Here is a 17,342-nt window from a genome sequence, read left to right on the forward strand (position 1 = left end):
ATGTTTTCTAATTCTTGTGCATGAAGGGTGAGTACCGGCTTGGGACGTGTTAAAATGGTTGAGGTATGCGTTACGCTGTACTGAAATATAAACATCGCGTATAATCAAATGACATGTTTTTCTGAAAGGAGATCGCCAATGTTTGTCGATCAGGTTCAAGTAGAGGTTCAGGCGGGCAAAGGCGGCGACGGTATGGTCGCGTTCCGGCGCGAAAAATTTGTACCGTTTGGCGGCCCGGCCGGCGGTGACGGCGGTCATGGCGGCAGCATCATCTTATACGTTGATGAAGGTTTGCGCACGTTAATGGATTTCCGTTATCAACGGCATTTTAAAGCGTCAGCTGGTGGCAATGGCCAAGGCAAGCAAATGTATGGCCGCGCTGCTGAAGATCGGCGGATTGCAGTGCCGGCTGGTACGACAGTTACCGATGCTGACACAGGCGAGGTTTTAGGCGATTTAACTGAGCCGGGTCAAACTTTGGTTGTTGCTAAAGGTGGCCGCGGTGGTCGCGGTAATATGCACTTTGTTTCGCCCAAAAATACGGCGCCGGAAATTTCCGAAAATGGCGAACCGGGCGAGCATCGTTTCATCAAATTGGAACTGAAGGTGCTTGCGGATGTTGGGTTGGTTGGTTTTCCTTCTGTCGGTAAATCGACACTGTTATCGGTTGTAACCCAAGCCAAGCCAAAAATTGCGGCTTATCAATTTACGACGTTAGTACCCAATCTTGGTATGGTTCAATTAGATGATGGTACCGATTTTGTGATGGCTGATTTGCCCGGTTTGATTGAAGGAGCTTCACAAGGTGTCGGTCTTGGCATCCAGTTCTTGCGGCATGTTGAACGCACTCGTGTGCTACTGCACCTAGTTGAGATGGATCCTGATAATGGACGCGAGCCGCTTGATGATTACGATCAAATTCGTAAAGAATTAGGGGCTTATGACGATAACATTTTGAAGCGGCCTGAACTCGTGGTCGCGACCAAGATGGACTTGCCCGGCGCAGCTGAACGATTTGCTGATTTTAAGGCATCGTTACTTGCTCGTGGCGTCGCGGCGGATCATATCTTTGAAATTTCTAGTCTGACGCATCGTGGCGTGACGCCACTCATGCACAAGACAGCCGAAGTACTCAAAACAGCACCGCATTTTGAGCCGAAACAAGCGGCGGTTAAAACGGCTGATTATAAGTATCAACCAGAGCCGGCTTTGAAAGTAACCCGCGATAGTGACGGGACGTTTGTGCTCACTGGTGACAAGATTGAGCGGGCGTTTAAAATGGCCAATCTTGATCATGAAGATGGCGCGATGCGCTTTGCTCGGCAATTACGCAGCATGGGGGTTGATGATGCTTTGCGTGATGCTGGTGCTGAAAGCGGCGATTTAGTCGCCATTGATGATTTTACATTTGAGTTCGTTGAATGATCTTCGGCTGAACGGCTGGGGAAGTTATTTTTAGACAGAATGGTGGGGCCGCAATTGAAACAGACGCGTGGACGAAAGCGCCGGTACATTCATGGATTTGATGGTTTAAGAACAATCGGGGTTATTGGTGTTATTTTGTATCATTTACGCCCCGAGTTGTTTCGGGGCGGATATTTAGGCGTACCGATCTTCATGGTCGTGTCCGGCTATTTGATAACGGATGGGTTGTTGATCGAATTTGACCGCAATCATCGGATTGATTTTAAAAGTTTTTTTATTCGACGATTTAAACGCCTATATCCTGGGTTAATTACCGTCCTCTTTGGGACAGCAGCCTATATCACGTTATTCTCGCAAAACTTGCTGCATAACTTGCACATGATGGTATTGACCAATTTACTTTATGTGTACAATTGGTGGCAGATTTTGAACGGGCAATCCTATTTTGCCAGATATGCAAATGGGGAATCCCCATTTACGCATTTGTGGACGTTGTCAATTGAAGGTCAGTATTATCTCATTTGGCCTTTTCTTGTGTTGGCGCTGTTGCTATTGGTTAAGAGCCGGCATCAGATTGCGAACATTGTGCTGATTCTTGCGGCTGCCAGTGGCGCTTGGATGGCAATCTTGTATATGATGACCATTGCCCATGTACAGCCAGCAGCGTTTGATCCAAGTCGGCTTTATTACGGTACTGATACCCGTGCATTCTCAATCCTATTCGGAGCAGCGCTGGCCTTTATTTGGCCAAGTGGCCGGCTTTCGCAACACTTAGGTAAAAAATGGGTGATTGGGCTTGATCTTCTCGGTACTGCCAGCTTTCTCGGCTTACTAGTCATGGTCTTCACAATTGATGCCCAGAGCAGCTTTCTTTATGAAGGCGGAATGGTATTGTTCTCAATTGTGACAACGATTTTGGTGGCAGTGGTAGCGCATCCGGCAGCTCATTTTGACCGATTGTTAAGTAATCCGTTGTTCAGCTATATCGGCAGCCGTAGTTATGGCTTGTATTTGTATCAGTTTCCCGTCATGATCTTTTGGGAGAATCGTTTTCGTAACATTGCGGATCACCCAGTATTATATCCGGTGATTGAAGTGGTGCTAATTGTTGTTATCACCGAACTTTCTTACCGCTTCATTGAACAACCGGCGGCACATTTTAATTATCACAAGACTTGGGCATTCCTAAAGGGCTTAGCTAATCCTAAAGTTCGTATGGGGAAAACGCGGTGGGTTAGTTATGTGGCGCTGATTATCTTAGCTATTGGTAGTGTTGGATTAGCCAAAGCGCCTTCTGTTAAAGCAGAAGGTGACAACTCGCCTTTAGCACAGCAGTTAAAGAAGCGTGGTGTTTCCACTAAAGAGAAAGAAAAGCGGTTGGCAGCAATGCGTTCCAGTATTGCTGCACAAAAGAAGGCTGACAAGAATAAAGCGGCCGAAGAATCAAGTTCCAAGGCGCTAGAAGCCAAGTATGCTTCTCAAGCTAAAACGCATCCAGTCAATCGTGAGTATGAACAATACGGCTTGACCCAGATTCAATTGCAACAGGCACAAGATATTGGACTCACTGCTATTGGCGACTCTGTCATGCTTGACGGTGAAAATGGGCTTCAACAGCTGTTCCCTAAAGCTGTGATTGACGCTGCTGTTTCTCGGCAAATGATCAATAGTATTGATTTGGTCCGCAGTTACGCTGACCGCGGTGTGCTGGGCAATATCGTTCTGATTGGGTTAGGAACTAACGGCCCATTTTCAGATGATCAGCTAGCGCAAATGATGCAAGCCATCGGTCCTGATCGGCAAGTCTTCTGGATTAATGTACGCGTACCAACGCGCGCTTGGCAGAATGATGTTAATAGCAAATTAGCCGCAGCCCAGAAGCAGTATAAGAATCTGACGGTGATTGATTGGTATGACAAGTCTAATGGTCATCCTGATTGGTTCTACAACGACATGGTTCATATGAATCCGAATGGCAATCCACAATATGCGGCATTAGTTGCGAAAACGATTCTGGACAAGGTGAAAAATTAAGCTTCCGACAGCTGATTGCTTGCGTTGATGAGACAAATATGTCGGTTGATTTCATGAGGCTGAGCGGCATCAAGTCGCTCAGTTTTTTTATTAGCGGTTGCAGTTAGCCGTCCACCTTCGTCTTTTTTAAACCTTGCAAATCTCGGCTTACCAACATTGAAACCGCGAAAATGGCGAGGAACTTGTGGTAGACTACAAAGTGAAGTTCGACAGAATAGGAAGTATGGTATGGAAATTCAATTTTTGGGCACAGGCGCAGGGTCGCCTTCCAAGTCCCGGAATGTTAGCAGTTTAGCCTTAAAATTACTTGATGAGCGTAATGAGGTTTGGTTGTTTGATGCCGGGGAAGGCACACAACATCAGATTTTACAAACCGCTATTCGACCACGAAAAATTGCCAAAGTATTTATTACTCACTTGCATGGGGACCATATTTTTGGCTTGCCAGGGTTTTTGGCCAGTCGCTCCAACCAAGGCGGTACAGATCCGTTGACGATTTACGGGCCTTCTGGCATTGAGGATTTTGTAAAAACCAGTTTGAAAGTTTCTCAAAGTCATCTCAGTTATCCGTTAAAATTTGTTTTATTACAGCATCCAGGCGTGGCTTTTGAAGATCAAACTTTCAAAGTCACTTTTGATCGCTTGGATCATCGAATTACGAGCTTTGGTTTTCGGATCGAAGAAAAACCGCATCCTGGCGAGTTGTTGATTGATAAGGTACGTGCCGCTAAAATTCCTTCTGGACCGGTTTATGCGGCTTTGAAGGCCGGCGAAACTGTAACCTTGCCAGATGGCCGGATTTTTGACGGCCACGATTTCATTGGCCCTGCGCAACCTGGCAGAACGGTTGCCATTTTCGGGGATACCCGCATGTGCAATCGCGCGCTGCCTTTAGCAGCAGGCGCTGATGTGTTGGTTCACGAAAGTACCTTTGGACCGGATGAAAGCCAATTGGCTAAGCAGTATTATCATGCGACCAATGTACAAGCAGCGGCGTTGGCTAAACGTGCAGGTGTCGGGCGGCTCTTGCTGAACCATATTTCGGCACGATATCTGAGTCCCGAGGTAGCGATGTTGGAAAAAACGGCGCGGCAGATTTTTCCAAATACGCATGTTGTCAAAGACTTCGAGGAAATTAACATTCCATTTCGGAGTGAACAATCGGAACCTGCTGTCACAGTTAAATCATAAAGCTCAGCGGTAGCAAGTGAATATCAAAACAGAGGAGGAAATCATGATGAACCAACATCCGACGGTGGTTATTTCTGGAGGATCGTCAGGCTTAGGCAAGGCGATTGGATTTGAGGCAGCAAAGCAAGGCGCAACCGTTGTCTTTTTGGCGCGGCGGCGGGAGAAATTACGTCAAGCACAGGCAGAGGCCAGCACGCTTTCCGGCCGACCAGCTTATGCTTTCCCTGTTGATGTTGCTGACCCAGTTGCAATTGAAGCGACCGTTGATCAAATTCACGAAACGGTTGGGCCAGTTGATATTCTGGTGAATGCCGCTGGGTTTGGTCATTTTGAAACAGCCTTCGATACCGATATGCAGGTAGTAGAGCGCATGTTTCGGGTGAATGTGCTGGGGATGATGTATCTGACGAAGTTGCTGGGTCGCGATATGGTCACGCGTCAGCAAGGACAAATCATTAACATTGCTTCAATGGCTGGAAAAATGGCGACGCCTAAGTCAGCTATCTACTCAGCAACCAAATTTGCGGTGCTTGGGTATAGTAATGGCTTACGTCTTGAACTGAAGCCATTCGGTGTTAAGGTGACCACGGTTAATCCGGGACCAATTGCCACGAATTTCTTTAGCGAAGCCAATGCGTTAGACTATTTGGCTAGCGTTTCTTGGCTGGTTTTGGATCCAGATAAATTAGCGCGGCGAATTGTAGCGACATTTGGTCGACCAGTTCGGGAAATCAATGCACCGTGGTTTATGAATCTAGGCGCAGATTTTTATACCTTGTTCCCGCATTTGGGCGATTGGTTAGCTGCTGGTATGTTTAATAAGAAGTAAAGGGGTAGGTCGTATGAAGGGTCAACAACGTTTTATTATTGGGTTAGTTCTGGCATTGATTTTAATTGTTTTTGCCTTGTTGAATGGGCAAGACGTTTCGGTTAATTTCTTCGGTATTCAGCTAAAGTGGCCGTTGATAGTGATTATTGCGGTTTCCGTGTTGATAGGTGCCGTTGTGACCTGGTTGATCTCAACCAGTGCTGTTTCGAGTGCTAAAAAACAGATTCGTGAGTTGCAACAGCGGATCACGGAGCTGACAAAATCCAATAAAACTGACAAGCCAGCCCCTAAGCCAGTTCAAGCACCAAAAGAGGAACTGTCAACGGATGCGACGGATACCAAAAAATAGACCTTTGAGGATTGAACTGTCGTACCTAGCTGTCAATAGAGTAGCCCGTGACAAAATTCTCAGTCAGACAAATAAACAAATAAAAGGAACAATTTTTCGATTGTACGATTGGAAAATTGTTCCTTTTTGCCTTCACATAGATTATTTAATGCGATTGTAAAGACCGTAGTGCCAAAACGGAGCAATCTAGGCCACCTGAGGCTCAGTTGTGCAAGCAACACAGCGACGGGCTTCCTACGATTTTTTTAAATCATCATGAAATTTAAAAAATAGTTTGACCTTAACTGACCAATGTCGTATTGTGAAAATGAAAACTATAATGTAAGACGATATTTTTCAGGGAGGCATCCGTATTCATGAACCCAGATAATTTTACGCAAGCCGTTGCCGAAGCACTTGGCGCGGCACAACAAATTGCCCAAGTTCGCCGTCATCAAGAAATTGACATCCCACATGTCATGAAAAGCCTGGTGCAGCCTAATCAATTGGCTGAACAGATTTATCGTGAAGCCGGTGTGAATGTGCAGGGCTTGAATGCTGCGATTGATGCGGCACTGGAAGCAGAGCCTGTCGTTGAAGGCGCTAGCGCATACGGACAAAGCATGTCTCAAAACCTGTCGCAGCTACTGACAGATGCCAACAGCGTGAAGTATGAATTTGGCGATACCTATATTTCTACAGAAGCAGTCTTGCTCGCCCTTTATCAACAACGCTACAACCCGATCACCCAATTCTTGTTGAACGATGCCAAGGTTGATGCAAAGCGATTACGACAGGTGATTGAGAACCTGCGCGGTGGTGAAAAAGTAACCAGCAAAAATGCCGAAGCCTCTTATAAGAGTTTGGAAAAGTACGGTACCGATCTTGTAAAAGAAGCGCGCAGTGGCAAGATGGATCCCATCATCGGACGTGATGAAGAAATTCGCGATGTCATTCGTATTTTGAGTCGCAAAACTAAAAACAATCCAGTTTTGATTGGTGAACCGGGGGTCGGCAAAACCGCCATTGTAGAAGGTTTAGCCCAGCGGATCGTCAAAAATGATGTACCTGACAATCTGAAGAATAAAACTATCATCTCACTTGATATGGGAAGTCTTGTTGCCGGCGCGAAGTACCGCGGTGAGTTCGAGGAACGCTTGAAGGCGGTCTTAAAAGAAGTCAAAAAGAGTGAAGGCCAAATCATTCTTTTTATTGATGAAATTCACAATATTGTCGGTGCTGGTAAGGCAGAAGGCTCCATGGATGCTGGTAACTTGCTGAAGCCGATGCTGGCCCGTGGTGAATTGCATCTGATCGGTGCCACGACACTGGACGAGTACCGGGAAAACATCGAGAAAGATAAAGCCCTTGAGCGTCGGTTCCAACGGGTGCTGGTTCAGGAACCTAGTGTTGAAGATACGATCAGTATTTTGCGGGGTCTGAAGGAACGATTCGAAATTTTTCATAAAGTTCGGATCCATGATACCGCGTTGGTCGCTGCAGCTACTTTGTCCAATCGGTATATCACGGATCGGTTTTTGCCTGACAAGGCGATTGATTTGGTGGACGAAGCTTGTGCCACAATTAACGTGGAAATGAACTCCCGCCCGACTGAGCTGGATGTGGCAGAGCGCAAACAGATGCAGTTGGAAATTGAACAGCAAGCACTGAAGAATGAAACTGATCCTGCCAGCAAGAAGCGATTAGCAGATGCTGACGCTGAATTGGCCAACTTAAAAGAGAAAACAAATAAGCTCAAGGCTCAGTGGGAAGCAGAAAAGAAAGATATTCGTCAACTTAACGAGAAGAAATCGGCGATTGATAAAGCTAAGCATGAATTGGAAGATGCCCAAAGTCGCTACGATCTTGAAACTGCTGCACGCTTGCAACATGGCACGATTCCACAGTTGGAAAAAGAGCTGCAGACGATGGAACACAGCGATCGTCCGCAATCTTGGCTAGTTCAAGAAAGCGTGACAGCCAATGAAATTGCTGCGGTAATTTCGCGGGAAACCGGTATTCCAGTAGCGAAGTTGGTTGAAGGTGACCGCCAGAAGTTATTGCATTTGGCAGATAATCTACACCAACGCGTCATTGGCCAAAATGAAGCCGTCAGCGCTGTCTCGGATGCTGTTTTGCGATCCAGGGCCGGTTTACAAGATCCAAGTCGGCCACTTGGCAGCTTCTTGTTCCTTGGTCCCACTGGTGTCGGCAAAACAGAACTTGCTAAAGCATTGGCAGAAGATTTATTTGATTCAGAAAAACACATGGTGCGAATTGATATGTCCGAATACATGGAAAAAGCCAGTGTGTCGCGATTAGTCGGGGCGGCCCCTGGTTATGTCGGCTACGAACAAGGCGGCCAGTTGACTGAAGCAGTTCGCCGCAACCCATATACCATTGTTTTGTTAGACGAAATTGAAAAAGCTAACCCGGACGTTTTCAATATCCTCCTACAAGTTTTAGATGACGGTCGTTTGACAGATGGTCAGGGACGTACCGTCGATTTCAAAAATACGATTATCATCATGACGTCCAACTTAGGCTCCGAGTACTTGCTGGACGGTGTGCAAGAAGACGGTACCGTTAGCCAACAAGCCAAGGATAATGTGCGGCAATTGGTCGGCAAAGCCTTTAAGCCTGAATTTTTGAATCGGATTGATGATATTATCATGTTCAACCCACTATCATTAGCAGATGTTGAAAAGATCGCTGTGAAGGATCTCAAGCAATTAGGCACGCGGTTGGCCGATCAACAGATATCGCTTGATATCACACCGGCAGCGCAGGAGTGGTTGGCCCATAAAGGGTATGAGCCAGCGTTTGGTGCCCGTCCACTGCAACGGTTAATTACGAGTGCGGTTGAAACGCCGCTGGCTAAAGAATTGATTCGCGGGACTGTGATGCCGGGTCAAGAAGTCGTCATCACGGTTGCGGACGATCAGTTGCAATTTAAGGCAAAAACAGTACCGGTCAAAGCTTAAACCGGCTGACAACTGATTTTTTCTGTAAAGACCCTTGCCTTGACGCGCCTTTTCATGTATGATTATCGTTGCTGTGACAGATAGCATTCTGTCCACGCGTGATGATGATTGGACTTGCATTTTGATCATCAACCGTATAAAGTTGTTTAGAAATCTTACTAAAAAAGGGGTTTTCCGCTCATGGCAGTTCCAGCACGCAGAACGTCAAAGACCAAGAAGCGTATGCGCCGCGGTCATATCAAGTTGAATGTGCCTAACTTGCAATTCGACGCAGCGACCGGCGAATACCGCATTTCCCACCACATTTCACCTAAGGGTTACTACAAGGGTGCACAAGTGGTTAAGAAGTCCGACGATAACGCAAATGCATAATCAAAAGCCAACATCTTAGGTGTTGGCTTTTTGTGTGTGAGCGCTCGCCAGCCCGTTTAGAAACCGGCGTGTAAGTGGCCCTGAACGTGATGACCGCACTTTGGTCATTGCGTTCAAGGTCCTTACACGCAGGTTTCTGGGCTGGCGAGCGCGTTATGGCGAACGGAGTAGGTTTCTGGGCAGGTGAGCGCGTTATGGTGAGCGTGAGTACGAGCAGCTAGAAGTCGGAACATAAGCGACCTTACCAATGAAGGCTGTACTTTGATCATTGGGTAAAATATTAGCATCAATCGGTCCACGAATGGTTATCAAGTCTAGCTCACATGGTATACTCTTCTTGAAAGAGGTGGCAGCATATGGCTGATAACGAACAATTTGCCGATTATCTAGGGCAACTTCAAGAGGCGCAGTTTCCGCGCTGGACTGATCTGCCCCAATTTGACTTGTATATGGATCAAGTGATCCAGTATGTCAATGATATTGTCACGCCGCTGGGGTTTGGCGAGATCACATCCACGATGGTCAATAATTATGTTAAAAAGGGGGTTATTAAAGCCCCGCTTAAGAAAAAGTATCGTCCAGAACAATTAGCCAATATTTTAGTCATTGCGATGCTAAAGCCAGTTTTTGCGTTGGATGCTATTGCGGCAGGTATTCAATTTTCACTTGCCAATCGGCCGGTTGCGCAAGCTTACGATGCGTTTATTCTCACTTTTAGCAGCGCAATTGAGCAGGCAAATTCGGATTTTAGCGATGGTTTAACCATTAGCCGCGTCAATAAACCAGATATGACGACAACCCAGCATGCCATTGTGACAATGGCCATTAATGCTGTTTTACAAAAACTGTTAGTTGAAAAAATGATTGATCTGGCTGCTGATGATTCGGAAAAGAAAGGGAAAAAATGAAACTAACCATTCTATCGACAAGTGACACGCATGGTTTTGTCTTGCCAACTAATTATGTGAAACGGGATCAGGATTTGCCTTTTTCATTAGCCAAGGCCAAAACGGTGCTTGATGCTCAGAAGGCAGCAGCTGAAGGACCAGTTGTGACGATTGAAAATGGCGATTGGCTTCAAGGATCACCACTGGCCTATTACGTTGCGAAGATCAGCAAGCAGCCAGATCAGTTGACGCGACTGTATAACGAGGTTGGGTATGATGCCGGCATTATCGGCAATCATGAGTTTAATTACGGCAGCGACTATTTGCGGCAAGCGTTGAAAACATTGACCTATCCAACCATCAACGCTAATATCACCGAAAATGGCCAACCAGCATTTGGGGCGCCTTATCAATTGATTGAGCGCTCAGGGGTCAAAATTGCCATTCTGGGTTTGACAACGAACTACATCCCACATTGGGAAGCACCGGCCCATATTGCCGGCTTGGCTTTTCAAGATGTGGTAGCGACTGCCAAGCACTATGTCCCATTGCTGCGTCAACAAGCGGACGTTGTGATTGTTGCTTATCATGGCGGTTTTGAGCGTAACTTGCAGACCGGTCAGCCGACTGAGCCATTAACTGGCGAAAATGTCGGATATGCGCTGACCCAAGTACCGGGGATTGATGCTTTAGTCACGGGTCATCAACATCGACAATTGGCCGGATTAGTTAACGGTGTGCCGATCACCCAGCCAGGTTACCGCGGGGAAGCGATCGGTAAGATCACACTTGACTTAAATCAGACAGCGAGCGGCTACCAAGTTACTGCTAGCAAAGCCGTGTTAGTCAAAACAGGCGGATCAATTGCGAGCCCAACCATTTTGCAGTCAGCGGCTGATTTGAATCAAACTGTTGAAACTTGGTTAGACCAGCCATTAGCTCATGTTGAAGGAGATATGCGCATTCAGGATCCATTTGCTGCGCGGGTTCATGAGGTGCCGTACATTGAGTTTATTCAAAAAGTCCAAATGGCCAGCACCGATACCGACATTTCGGGCACCGCTCTGTTTAACAATGAAGGGCGAGGGTTTGGTGAAACCATCGACATGCGGGATGTCGTTACGAATTACATTTATCCCAACACGCTAGCTGTGTTGCGGTTAACCGGCGTTGATTTAAAAGCAGCTCTGGAACAGTGCGCCGAATATTTTTCGCTAGATGCTGATGGCAAGTTGACGGTGACGCCCCGATTTGAGCGGCCAAAACCTCAGCATTACAATTATGACATGTATCAGGGCATTGATTATACTTTGGATATTCATCAGCCCGTGGGCAGTCGAGTAACTCGGCTGCTTTATCACGGTGCGCCAGTACAGCCCACTCAGACTTATGATGTGGCAGTTAATCAATACCGTGCGGCTGGTGGCGGTAATTTTAAAATGTTTGGTCCTGATAAAGTCATCCGAGAAAATCAAAAAGATATGACCGAATTGATTGCCGATTATTTGCAGGAACACCCATTAATCAAGGCAACTGCTGACCAAAACTTTAATGTTTTACCGTCAATGTGACAGTGAGTCATATTTCGCTTGTCAAGCAGCGAAGGAACGCTTATGCTGTTGGTCGTTATTGAATTGTGCATAGCGAAAGGATTGTTCGGTTTAATGAAAATTTGGAAATACACCATGGTCGGCTTATTGGCATTCGTGCTAGCAGGTTGCGGCCAACAATTAAGCACTACCAAAACCTCATATGGGCGTGACGGACTGGTCGCCATTGTTAAAGGGACGGCCCGCGGTGTGGATCGCGTCAGTTATACAAGTGATGCCGGAAAAGGCAGTGTGCCAGTCAATTCAGGCACGTTTGTGGTCAATGTGCCCGTTAGCGATGTGGCTCAAAAGGTGAACTTAAAAGCCGGTAGCATGCAAACTAATGTCACGGTGAGAGCTGGTCAATCGCTCGGAACTTATAGCACGATTGCGGCAAAGTTTAATCAAATGCTGGCGGTATCCAGTCTACCTAAAGCGGATCAAGCCAAGCTAAAACAGGCACAGGCTGCAAGTGCCAATGCTCAAAAGAACGCTGCGACCATGAGTCCAACTGAGAAAATGGCAATGGCTCAGCAAGCACAGCAATTGAAGACACTGATGGCTCAGGCCAATGCCAATACCAAAGCATCCCAACTGCCGGCAACGGCGAAGACGGGCATTCATTCAATCTTAAAATCAGCAAGCGGCGATTATCGCGCAAGTATTGTTGATGGCAAGGCAATGGGGTTTGCCGTTGTGGTACCATTATCAGTTTTGAAAAACAGCAAGAAGATGCAGACGTTTGCCACTGACTTCGGGTTACTCACAACTTCGGTCGGTGCTGATGCCAAGTCAGTTTTCTCGCAATTTAAGAAATTGACGAAGGATGCTAAGTCTAAAAACAATGCGACGACCATTAGCACAATCAAGAGTCACGGCGTCAAAATTGATGTTGGTTATTCCACCACAGCACTTTACCTGTATGTGACAAAATAAGCTTGCGTCACTCATTCCAAAAACGTCAGCACATGCAAAGTGCCCGGTTATTGTTAGACATGCCAGTCTAGCAATAATCGGGCACTTTGACGTCATTGACGATTTAATTAATGTTCTGGTTTTTCCGCAGGTTTTGCAAAATGCTGCATGATTGGCGGGAAGAAGAATAAAATGACAACGAAGATCACACTGATAATCGCGCTTGTCTTCGGGTCGTAGCTGCCGCCGCTCAAGGCGCTGATCAGGAAGCCGACAACTTGGCCGAGGATCACGCCCCAGATAATAGTAGGTAGATAACGCATGGAATCCCTCTTTTCTGTCGTCATCTTACCACGACCACAAGCGAATTCAACTGAAATTGTGAGTATTTCCGGTATAATAGAAGCGAGGTGGCAAGATGACGTTTACCCAATTACAGGTTCATAGCAATTATACCTTATTACACAGCCCGTTGGCACTGTCGGATCTTATCAGCGCAGCAAAATCACGCGGTTATTCGGCCATTGCCTTAACGGACACTAATGTTGTTTATGGTTTAGTCGAGTTTTATCGACAGGCGAAAGCGGCTGGCTTGAAGCCGCTATTAGGCATGCAGATCGCGATTGATGATGCCAAACTTTTAGTGATTGCCAAAAATAATCAGGGCTACCATCAGTTACTTAAGATCTCCACGCAGATTATGCTAGCAACTTCGCCGGTGGCCTTTGCGGACTTATTGCCTTTGACAGGCTTAGTCGCCATCACCTTACCGGATTCACCATTTTCGGCGGCAGTTGCTGCTAACGATCACGACAGAGCTGTCGCTTTTTTACAGGAGCTTGATAATAAACAGCCGGAAGCGGTGTATGTTGGTCTGGATGAGGCTCATTTAGATACGCCATTGCCGGCATTTGCGACTAGTCAGCAACTTCACCTAATGGCGTTAGGTAACGTACTGTATCGTGATCCGACTGATGCTTTTACGCAAAAAGTGATGGCAGCGATTGGTGATGGCAGTCAGTTGAATTTTCGTGACCCAGTTTTAACCGATGCTGGGCCATGGTGGTTAAAACCGCCAGCAGATGCAAGTGCACCTTTTGTTGCTGCTGGACTACAGGCGGCAGTTGACAACGCGGCTCAGATAGCGGATCAAACGGATGTGACGATTACGTTCAAGCAGCCGCAGCTACCTCATTATCAAACGCCAGATCAGCTTGCGTCTAAAGATTACCTGACCAAACTGGCTCAAGAAGGCCTCGCTAACCGTTTTCACGATCAGCCGATTCCGACAACCTATCAGCAGCGTTTGCAATATGAGCTGGATGTCATTATCAAAATGGGATTTGCTGATTACTTTCTGGTGGTTTGGGATGTGATGAATTACGCTCACAAGGTCAATATTATGACTGGGGCTGGGCGAGGATCAGCTGCGGGCTCCTTGGTCAGTTACGCGCTGGCTATTACAGAAGTCGATCCGATTGCTTATGATCTGCTGTTTGAACGGTTTCTGAATCCTGCTCGAGCGCAAATGCCTGATATTGATTTGGACATTCCTGATAACCGCCGTGGCGAGCTGATTCAATATGTCCATGACAAATATGGCCGAAATCACATGGCTCAGATTATTACTTTTGGGACGTTCGGCGCGAAACAGGCGATCAGAGATGTGGCACGCGTTTTCGGCATGAGTCAGTTTGAAAGTAATACTTGGAGCAGAGCAATTCCAAACTTGTTGCACATGGATTTAAAAACAGCATACGATCAGAGTCAGCCGTTGAAAAATTTGGTGGCCGATTCACCAAAAAATCGCATGCTGTTTCAAACCGCTTTAGCATTAGAGGGGTTGCCGCGGCATTATTCCACGCATGCAGCCGGGATTGTGCTTTCTGAAGAACCACTAACTGACACCGTTGCCTTGCAACCCAGTGGCGATGGTCTTGAACAGACGCAGGTACCCAAAGATGATGTTGAAGCACTTGGGCTGCTTAAAATGGATTTTCTGGGTTTGAAAAACCTCAATATTTTAGCCGCCGCCAGTCATTTTGTCACCCGTGATACTGGCCGGACGTTTGATCCAAAACAGATTCCGCTGAATGATCAACCGACACTCGCTTTGTTTGCCCGCGGTGATACTAACGGCGTTTTTCAATTCGAGTCTGCTGGTATCAAAAATGTTTTGCGCAAACTGCGGCCAACTGATTTTGAAGATGTTGTGGCTGTCAACGCCTTGTATCGTCCAGGTCCAATGGAAAACATCGACACGTTCATTGCCCGCAAAAATGGGCAAGAACCGATTGCTTATCCTGATCCCGCCTTGGAGAAGATTTTGAAACCGACTTATGGTGTCTTGGTTTATCAGGAGCAGGTCATGCAGGTGGCCAGTGTCATGGGCGGGTTCAGTCTTGGCGAGGCGGATTTGTTGCGGCGGGCCATGAGTAAGAAGAAATCATCAGTGCTGGCAGCCGAACAGGATAAATTCATTGAAGGTGCGGTCAAGCAAGGATTCCCTGAGGCGACTGCCAAAACGGTTTATGCTTATATTGATCGATTTGCGAATTACGGCTTCAATCGTTCTCACGCAGTTGCTTATAGTATGGTCGCATTTTGGTTAGCGTATTTAAAAGTGCATGATCCAGCCGCCTTTTTTGCGGCATTGATGAATGCTAGTATGAATAATTTGCCGAAGCTCCGGACTTACGTACAAGAAGCCAAAGCGCGTCAGGTAGCTTTATTAGGTCCTGACATCAACACCAGCAATGGTGGCTTTAAGTTGAGCGACGGGAAGATTCGCTTTGGACTTTTGTCTGTCAAAGGGATGCGCCGTGACTTTTCCGAAGCCATTTTTACCGCTCGTAAAAATGGCCCGTTTAAAGATTTTCGCGATTTACTACAGCGCCTCGAGCCGAAGTGGTTAAAGGCAGATAATTTCAAGCCATTGATTCTTGCCGGTGCCTTTGATAGCTTTGATGATAACCGGGCACAGACAATTGCGAACTTAGATGAATTAATCAACTCGGTTAAACTTGCTGGCAATGATGTTGGGCTATTTTCAGTGCTAGCGCCTAAACCGATTGTGGTGCCGGAAATGCCGGCAGGCGAACGGCTTGAAGAAGAGGCTAATGTTTTAGGCGTTTACCTTTCTGGTCATCCGGTTGACAAATATGCCCCTTTGAAAACGCAATACACATTAGTCAATGTGGTGGATTTAGCAGAAGGTCGCACGGTTGATATTTTGCTTCTGGTTCGACACATTAAGCGGATCCGGACCAAAACTGGGAAGCCTATGGCGTTTGTGGATGGACAGGATGCGACTGGCACCGTTTCGCTGACGGTTTTTCCCAATCTATATCCAACATTAGAAAAAATTGAGACCGACATGGTGGTACTAGTGAACGGGCGAGTTGAAAAACGCAATGACGACTTGCAACTCATTGTGAACCGGATTCAAGATGCCGCACCGTTGCTTGAGGCCTTACCAAAAGCACAGTTATTTATTCGCTTGGATGCGGATAATGTTGACGCCCGGACCGATTTACTGAAAAAATTGCAAACTGCCCATGGACCAATTCCGGTTATCACTGTCGACACGACCAGCAAGGAGAGTGTTTTGTTAGATAAGCGATACTGGGTCACTGCTGATACCAGCTTGATGGCTGATCTTGAATCGCGGTTTGGTGCGGCTAATGTGGTGTTGCGAAAACGACAAGAAGAATAGAGAAAATTGTAAAATGTTCTCATTTTCAGGGACTTTGTTTCTGAAAAGTGGTAAACTCAATGAGTATTTGTGATGGGACAAATCGCAAAAGAATATGCATGAGGTGAAATAATGAAACGCATTGGTATTTTGACCAGTGGCGGGGATGCGCCTGGCATGAACGCCGCGGTCCGCGCTGTTGCTCGCAAGGCGATGCACGAAGGCCTTGAAGTATATGGCATCAATTATGGATTTGCTGGGTTAGTTGCCGGCGACATTTTCAAAATGAATGAATCAACTGTCGGTGATAAGATTCAACGCGGCGGGACCATGTTATATTCCGCACGTTATCCACAATTTGCGCAAGAAGAAGGCCAGTTGCGCGGGGTCGAACAATTAAACAAGTTTGGCATCGAGGCGTTGGTCGTCATCGGCGGAGACGGCTCTTATCACGGTGCACTAGCTTTGACGCGTCACGGTTTCAACACCATTGGCCTGCCAGGAACGATCGACAACGATATTCCTTACACGGACTTCACGATTGGCTTTGACACTGCCGTTAATACAGTTGTGGAAGCTGTTGACCGTCTTCGCGATACCGCGGCTTCACATGAACGAACCTTTGTCATTGAAGTCATGGGTCGTGAAGCTGGGGACATTGCCCTTTGGTCGGGCGTCGCCGGTGGTGCCGAGGATGTCATCATTCCAGAACACGACTTTGACGTTAAGAAAATTGCGTCGAAGTTGCAAAGTTCTCGTGAACGTGGTCAAAAGCATGCGGTCATTCTTTTGGCAGAAGGCGTGATGCACGCTGATCAATTTGCCAAGGAATTAGCCGCACATGGCGATTTCCAATTACGTTCGACAGTTCTGGGACACATTGTTCGTGGCGGTGCACCGTCCGCACGTGATCGCGTTTTGGCTTCACAAATGGGTTCATACGCGGTTGAACTTTTGTTGCAAGGCAAAGGCGCTTTGGCTGTCGGCATTGAAAACAACAAGATCACGGCACATGATGTTCGGACCTTGTTTGATGCCAAGCATCACGCAGAACTTTCGCTCTACACCTTAGCGGAAGAGTTAACATTTTAATC

General features: G+C 46.8%; 13 protein-coding genes. 12 read left to right on the forward strand and 1 reads right to left on the reverse strand.

Annotation, left to right across the window (positions count from 1 at the left end; genetic code table 11):
* Positions 1-138: 138 nt before the first annotated feature.
* The 10 genes from obgE to LBPC_RS06710 all read left to right on the forward strand — a co-directional run bounded on the left by obgE (position 139) and on the right by LBPC_RS06710 (position 12,575).
* Entirely contained in the window at positions 139-1,425 is a 1,287-nt protein-coding gene (obgE, locus tag LBPC_RS06665; RefSeq protein ID WP_003660977.1) for a GTPase ObgE, read from the forward strand.
* A gap of 39 nt (positions 1,426-1,464) precedes the next feature.
* Positions 1,465-3,459 carry an acyltransferase family protein gene (locus LBPC_RS06670; RefSeq protein ID WP_003570229.1) on the forward strand — a complete coding sequence of 665 codons (1,995 nt, stop codon included), beginning with the start codon at positions 1,465-1,467 and terminating at the stop codon, positions 3,457-3,459.
* A 228-nt stretch (positions 3,460-3,687) separates the two neighbouring features.
* The gene (rnz, locus tag LBPC_RS06675) at positions 3,688-4,650 is read left to right on the forward strand and encodes a ribonuclease Z (RefSeq protein WP_003660975.1); all 963 of its coding nucleotides are present in this window, start codon (positions 3,688-3,690) and stop codon (positions 4,648-4,650) included.
* A 43-nt stretch (positions 4,651-4,693) separates the two neighbouring features.
* Entirely contained in the window at positions 4,694-5,479 is a 786-nt protein-coding gene (locus LBPC_RS06680) for an SDR family NAD(P)-dependent oxidoreductase (RefSeq protein WP_016383383.1), read from the forward strand.
* Positions 5,480-5,492: 13 nt separating this feature from the next.
* The gene (locus LBPC_RS06685) at positions 5,493-5,828 is read left to right on the forward strand and encodes a LapA family protein (protein WP_003579059.1); all 336 of its coding nucleotides are present in this window, start codon (positions 5,493-5,495) and stop codon (positions 5,826-5,828) included.
* 356 nt (positions 5,829-6,184) lie between these two features.
* Positions 6,185-8,791, forward strand: a complete 2,607-nt coding sequence (clpB, locus tag LBPC_RS06690) for an ATP-dependent chaperone ClpB (RefSeq protein WP_003660972.1) — start codon at positions 6,185-6,187, stop codon at positions 8,789-8,791.
* A gap of 180 nt (positions 8,792-8,971) precedes the next feature.
* On the forward strand, positions 8,972-9,163 hold the full coding sequence (gene rpmF, locus LBPC_RS06695) for a 50S ribosomal protein L32 (protein WP_003660971.1): 192 nt from the start codon (positions 8,972-8,974) through the stop codon (positions 9,161-9,163).
* A 356-nt stretch (positions 9,164-9,519) separates the two neighbouring features.
* Positions 9,520-10,071: a DUF1836 domain-containing protein gene (locus LBPC_RS06700; RefSeq protein ID WP_003565318.1), complete on the forward strand. Its 552-nt coding sequence runs from the start codon at positions 9,520-9,522 to the stop codon at positions 10,069-10,071.
* A complete protein-coding gene (locus LBPC_RS06705; protein WP_003660970.1) occupies positions 10,068-11,621 on the forward strand; it encodes a bifunctional metallophosphatase/5'-nucleotidase in 1,554 nt (517 codons plus the stop codon). The genes LBPC_RS06700 and LBPC_RS06705 overlap by 4 nt, the downstream gene beginning before the upstream one ends.
* A gap of 93 nt (positions 11,622-11,714) precedes the next feature.
* Complete coding sequence (locus tag LBPC_RS06710) at positions 11,715-12,575, forward strand: hypothetical protein (RefSeq protein WP_025376147.1); 861 nt, start codon at positions 11,715-11,717, stop codon at positions 12,573-12,575.
* A gap of 107 nt (positions 12,576-12,682) precedes the next feature.
* Here the strand turns inward: LBPC_RS06710 and LBPC_RS06715 are convergent, their stop codons facing one another.
* Positions 12,683-12,877, reverse strand: coding sequence for a YjzD family protein (locus tag LBPC_RS06715; protein ID WP_003565324.1), 195 nt, complete (start codon positions 12,875-12,877; stop codon positions 12,683-12,685).
* 95 nt (positions 12,878-12,972) lie between these two features.
* Between LBPC_RS06715 and dnaE the strand changes: the two genes are divergently transcribed.
* Entirely contained in the window at positions 12,973-16,269 is a 3,297-nt protein-coding gene (dnaE, locus tag LBPC_RS06720; protein ID WP_003598608.1) for a DNA polymerase III subunit alpha, read from the forward strand.
* A 111-nt stretch (positions 16,270-16,380) separates the two neighbouring features.
* Positions 16,381-17,340 (forward strand): 6-phosphofructokinase, encoded by a 960-nt coding sequence (gene pfkA, locus LBPC_RS06725; protein ID WP_003565329.1) that lies wholly within the window; start codon positions 16,381-16,383, stop codon positions 17,338-17,340.
* The last annotated feature ends 2 nt before the right edge of the window (positions 17,341-17,342 follow it).

Source organism: Lacticaseibacillus paracasei subsp. paracasei, from assembly GCF_000829035.1.
Taxonomy (GTDB): Bacteria; Bacillota; Bacilli; order Lactobacillales; family Lactobacillaceae; genus Lacticaseibacillus; species Lacticaseibacillus paracasei.